We start from the raw sequence: 5,937 nt of genomic DNA, 5'->3' as shown, positions 1-5,937 counted from the left end.
AAGCTCGTCCGCCGCAGCGCCGCGCCAACCAAACCGCTTGGCGCTGCGGCGGATGCATAGGGGGAGAACTGTTACCTATGTATCCGGTTCAATCTGTTACCCATCTATCGGCTGGACACCGGCAGGCAGGTGAGGGGCAGCGCAAACGCCCCGCAAGGTACCAATTCAAACCCAACGCCTTTGCCCCGGCCGTAAAACCCCACACAAACCCGCATTTTCGGGGTTACATCGGGCAAAACTCTTCCCTATAAGGCCCTCCTAGCCTGATACCAGAATCGCGAGCACAACCGGCCGGGTCTTCCCGTCCCGGTTTTTTGTGCAAGCCCGCTGCCGAACGGAATTCACAGACATGCCCAGACGCACCGACATCAAGTCGATCCTGATCATCGGGGCCGGCCCCATCGTCATCGGCCAGGCCTGCGAGTTCGATTATTCCGGCACCCAGGCCTGCAAGGCGCTGAAGGAAGAAGGCTTCCGCGTCATCCTGGTCAATTCCAATCCGGCCACCATCATGACCGACCCGGAACTGGCCGACGCCACCTATATCGAGCCGATCACCCCCGAGGTCGTGGCCAAGATCATCGCCAAGGAACGGCCCGACGCGCTGCTGCCGACCATGGGCGGCCAGACCGCGCTCAACACCGCGCTGTCGCTGCGCCGCATGGGCGTGCTCGAGCGCTACAATGTCGAGATGATCGGCGCCGACGCCCATGCCATCGACAAGGCCGAGGACCGCGCTCTGTTTCGCGAGGCGATGAAGACGATCGGGCTCGAAACGCCGAAGTCGATGCTGGCCAACGCCACCGACGTCAAGAACGCCGACCGCAAGACGCACGAAGCCGAGCGCGCCGCGCTGAAGGCCGAAAAGCCCGACAATCTCGACGCCGCGCTCGATGCGCTGGAAACCCGCTGGAACCTCGGCGAAGGCGACCGCAAGCAGCGCTACATCAGCCATGGCATGGCGATCGCCGCCCAGGCGCTCGACCATGTCGGCCTTCCCGCCATCATCCGCCCCTCCTTCACCATGGGCGGCACCGGCGGCGGCATCGCCTACAACAGGGCCGAATTCTACGACATCGTCCAGTCCGGCCTCGATGCCTCGCCGACCACCGAAGTGCTGATCGAGGAAAGCGTGCTCGGCTGGAAGGAGTATGAGATGGAGGTCGTCCGCGACAGAGCGGACAATTGCATCATCGTCTGCTCGATCGAGAACATCGACCCGATGGGCGTGCATACGGGCGATTCCATCACCGTCGCCCCTGCCCTCACGCTCACTGACAAAGAATACCAGATGATGCGCAACGCCTCGATCGCGGTGCTGCGCGAGATCGGCGTCGAGACCGGCGGCTCCAACGTGCAGTTCGCCGTCAACCCGGCCGATGGCCGCCTCGTCGTCATCGAGATGAACCCGCGCGTCTCGCGCTCGTCCGCGCTTGCCTCCAAGGCGACCGGTTTCCCGATCGCCAAGATCGCCGCCAAGCTCGCCGTCGGCTACACGCTGGACGAGTTGGAGAACGACATCACCGGCGGCGCGACGCCGGCTTCGTTCGAGCCGTCGATCGATTATGTCGTGACGAAGATCCCGCGCTTTGCCTTCGAAAAGTTCCCCGGCGCAGAGCCGGTGCTGACCACCGCCATGAAGTCGGTCGGCGAAGTCATGGCCATCGGCCGCACTTTCCAGGAATCGCTGCAGAAGGCGCTGCGCGGACTGGAAACCGGCCTCACCGGCCTCGACGAGATCGAGATCCCCGGCCTCGGCCACGGCGCCGTGGCGGCCAACCACGCCGACGACCGCAACGCCATCCGCGCCGCATTGGGCACCCCGACGCCGGACCGGCTGCGCATGGTGGCGCAGGCGATCCGCATGGGCACCTCGCTGGAAGACGTGCACGCCATGTGCAAGATCGACCCGTGGTTCCTCGAACAGATCGCCGGCATTCTCGCCATGGAGGCCCGCATCCGCGAGCACGGCATTCCTGAGGACGCCGTCAATCTGCGCATGCTGAAAGCCATGGGCTTCTCCGACGCCCGCCTCGCGTCGCTGACGAAGACCGACGCCGAAGTCGTTCAGAAGATTCGTGAAAAGCTCGACGTTCATCCGGTTTATAAGCGCATCGACACTTGCGCCGCCGAGTTCGCCTCGCCGACCGCCTACATGTATTCGACCTATGAAGTGCCTTTCGCCGGCGCGCTCGCCAACGAGGCGCAGGTCTCTGCGCGCAAGAAGGTCGTCATCCTCGGCGGCGGGCCGAACCGCATCGGCCAGGGCATCGAGTTCGACTATTGCTGCTGCCACGCGGCCTTCGCGCTGCGCGACGCCGGCTATGAAGCGATCATGATCAACTGCAACCCCGAAACCGTCTCGACCGACTACGACACTTCGGACCGGCTCTATTTCGAGCCGCTCACGGCGGAGGACGTGCTGGAGATCCTGCGCGCCGAGCAGGCCTCGGGCGAACTGATCGGCGTCATCGTCCAGTTCGGCGGCCAGACGCCGCTGAAGCTGGCGGATGCGCTGGAGAAGGCGGGCATCCCGATCCTCGGCACCTCGCCCGACATGATCGATCTGGCCGAAGACCGGGACCGTTTCCAGAAACTCCTGCACAAGCTCAACCTCAGTCAGCCGAAGAACGGCATCGCCTATTCGGTCGAGCAGGCCCGCACCGTCGCCGGCGAGCTCGGCTTCCCCCTGGTGGTGCGCCCCTCCTATGTGCTTGGCGGCCGCGCCATGCAGATCATCTACAACGAAGGCATGCTGCAGACCTATCTGCTCGACACCGTGCCCGGCCTGGTGCCGGAGGATATCAAGCAGAAATACCCCAACGACAAGACCGGCCAGATCAACACGCTGCTCGGCAAGAACCCGCTGCTGTTCGACACCTATCTCTCGGGTGCCATCGAGGTCGACGTCGACTGTCTCTGCGACGGCAAGGCGACCTTCGTGTCGGGCATTCTCGAACACATCGAGGAAGCCGGCATCCATTCCGGCGACTCGGCGTGCTCGCTCCCCGTTCACTCGCTGCCTTCGGAATTGGTTGACGAGCTGGAGCGCCAGACGGCGGCGCTCGCCCGCGCGCTCAATGTCGGCGGGCTGATGAACGTGCAGTACGCGATCAAGGACGGCACGGTCTATGTGCTGGAGGTCAACCCGCGGGCATCGCGCACCGTGCCCTTCGTCGCCAAGACCATCGGCCGGCCCATCGCCAAGATCGCCGCCCGCATCATGGCCGGCGAGACGCTGGAAGACGCCTTCTCCCATTACGGCGCCATGCCCGACCCCAGGAATCCCGGCCACATCGCGGTCAAGGAAGCCGTCTTCCCCTTCGCCCGCTTCCCCGGCGTCGACATATTGCTCGGCCCGGAAATGCGCTCGACCGGCGAGGTCATGGGCCTCGACCGCGACTTCGCGCTCGCCTTCGCCAAGAGCCAGCTCGGCGCCGGCGTCGACCTGCCGCGCTCCGGCACGCTGTTCGTCTCGGTGCGCGACGAGGACAAGAAAGGCATATTGCCGGCGGTCAAGCGCCTGGCCGGCCTCGGCTTCAAGGTGCTGGCCACCTCGGGCACCGCCCGCTTCCTCGCCGAAAACGGCGTGGTCGCCGAAAAGATCAACAAGGTGCTCGAAGGCCGCCCCCACATCGAGGACGCCATCCGCAACCGCCAGGTCCAGATCGTCTTCAACACCACGGACGGCCAGAAGGCGGTGTCGGACTCGAAGTCGCTACGCAGGGCAACGCTGATGCAGAAGGTGCCGTATTACACGACGCTGTCGGGCGCAGCGGCCGTGGCGGAGGCGATCGCGGCGTTGAAGGCTGGGAGCCTGGAGGTCAGGCCGCTGCAGGAGTATTTTGCTTAGGCGATTAGCTCTCTTCTCCCCGTTCACGGGGAGAAGGTGCCGGCAGGCGGATGAGGGGCAGCGCTCACATCTCAAGTTGGGACTGCCAAGCGGCCCTATTTCATCGGCTCCAACGACAGGCCACCGTTCGCCTGTTTCGTCCAGACATACATCGCCACATCAGGCTGGCGCCGATCGCCTTTCGCGTCGAACGTCAGATCGCCCAATACGGTCGAAATCGGCTTGCCTGATTTTATGGCGGCGGCGACGAGCCTCGGCGCTTGGACTCCTGCCATCTCGATACCTCCGGCGATGACCTGGACGGCGGCATAGGACTTCAACGTATAAGCCTCGGGCTCGAACCCCTGAGAGCGAAAACGCGCAACCACATCCTTTGCAGCTGGATTGGACCGGTCCTCGGGGGAAAACACGATCAGGGTCCCCTGAACAGCCGGCCCGGCCAAGCCAGTCAGACCCTTGACCATGGCTCCGTCACCGGAGATGAATTGCAGGTGCATATCAGCCTCGTCACTTTGACGAATAAGCCGACCCAACTGGTCCCCCAACCCGGCAAAGAACGCAACGTCGATCTTCGCGGCTTTCATTTTGCCGATCAGGTCTCCAAAATTGGTCTGATCATATCTAACCTTGATAGCCAGCTTTTCAGGATGCCCCTTTGCTCGCAGCGCCTTCCGGGCCTTGTTCGCCAAGCCGTCTCCATAGGGCGTACCATCACTTACGATGGCCAGATTCCGAGCTGCGAAATGATCCGCCATGTATTCGCCGGCAAACGTCCCTTGAACATCGTCACGCCCCGCTGTGCGAACAACATTCCAGAGCTTGAATTCGGTAAGCCCGGGATTTGTGGATGCTGGACTGACCATCAAAGTATTGTTCTTGGCGTAAATTTGCGAAGCTGGAATTGAAGACCCTGAATTGTAGTGGCCAACAACAAAGCGAACTCTGTCCCTAGCAAATGCCTTGGCAATGCCGATGGCGGTATCCGGGGTGCCCTGATCATCAAGGACGACAAGCGCTATCTTGCATCCCCCAATCCCACCTTTGGCATTGATGTCGTCTGCTGCGAGTTGAGCGCCACGGCGCATTTCCTCGCCGTAAACGGCCCAATCTCCCGTCATGGGGCCGGCCACGGCCATGGGAATATCAGGGCAAGCCGCGGCCGCTGATTGAGGAGCCGTTGACGCCGCCAACAGGCCCAAGGCCAATATTGTAAAAAGCCGAGGAAGCCCAAGCCAAAAACTACGCATTTCCGCCCCAGAAAGGTATTTAGAAAGTAGCCTTCCAAAAGAGAAAGATAACATGCGCTTTCAGCAAATTGAAGGTCTCCGCCGCAGCGAACGGAATCTTGTAGTGCGCCCCTCACCCCACCGCCACGCACTCAATCTCGATATCGAACTCCATCGGCCATGACGCCACCGGCACGAAACTCCGTGCCGGCGGGTTCTCGCTGAAATACCGGGCATACACCCTGTTTATCACGTTGTAGAAGCCGGAATTGACGGCGTAGATGCGCACCATCACGACATTCTCCAGCGAGGTGCCGGCCGCTTCCAGGCAGTGTTTCAGCGCTTTCAGCGACGCCTCGGTCTGGACCTCGATGTCGCCGCGCACCATCTCGCCGGTCACCATGTCGACCGGCGGCGTCGCCGAGATGAACACGAAGCCGTTGGCCTTCACCGCTGTCGAACAAGGCAGGCCGAGCGCCCGCACCTTGTCCGACATGACGGCGACTTCGATGACTTGTTTTTTCATGGGTGTGCTCCCTGGGTTTCGCGGGGAGCTTAGCGTGGCGGCGACGGAACGCCAGCGCCGTTCTTCCTTCTCCCCTTGTAGGAGAAGGTGGATCGGCGCGAAGCGCCGAGACGGATGAGGGGTGCGTGAAGGAACGAGACGTTGCTGGTTTCGTCCGTTTTCACCCTGAGGTGCTGCCCGGCATGAACGCGGCGCCAAGCTGGAACACCCCTTGTGTGTTTGGAATCGTGCATTGTTGAGGGTGCCACGGACCAGGTGCTTGCCTGATCCGTGGCGGCGGTCGAGAGCCCGTCACCCCTCAGGTGGCTTAAACCGTGGATGAGCTGGGGCCC

3 protein-coding genes are annotated in these 5,937 nt (G+C 62.6%); 1 reads left to right on the top strand and 2 read right to left on the bottom strand.

The features are described from left to right. Window positions 1-349: 349 nt before the first annotated feature. The gene (gene carB, locus EN824_RS33370; RefSeq protein ID WP_127278035.1) at window positions 350-3,853 is read left to right on the top strand and encodes a carbamoyl-phosphate synthase large subunit; all 3,504 of its coding nucleotides are present in this window, start codon (window positions 350-352) and stop codon (window positions 3,851-3,853) included. Window positions 3,854-3,948: 95 nt separating this feature from the next. On the opposite strand, the gene EN824_RS33365 is transcribed toward carB, so the two are convergent. Next, the gene (locus tag EN824_RS33365) at window positions 3,949-4,989 is read right to left on the bottom strand and encodes a branched-chain amino acid ABC transporter substrate-binding protein (protein ID WP_189343779.1); all 1,041 of its coding nucleotides are present in this window, start codon (window positions 4,987-4,989) and stop codon (window positions 3,949-3,951) included. A 223-nt stretch (window positions 4,990-5,212) separates the two neighbouring features. Then, complete coding sequence (locus EN824_RS33360; protein WP_135933153.1) at window positions 5,213-5,605, bottom strand: RidA family protein; 393 nt, start codon at window positions 5,603-5,605, stop codon at window positions 5,213-5,215. Between the last annotated feature and the right edge of the window lie 332 nt (window positions 5,606-5,937).

The organism is Mesorhizobium sp. M8A.F.Ca.ET.181.01.1.1 (genome assembly GCF_004792025.1).
Classification (GTDB): Bacteria; Pseudomonadota; Alphaproteobacteria; order Rhizobiales; family Rhizobiaceae; genus Mesorhizobium.
The sequence above is the reverse complement of the archived record's forward strand: the minus strand, read 5'-3'. Positions and strand labels throughout refer to the sequence as shown.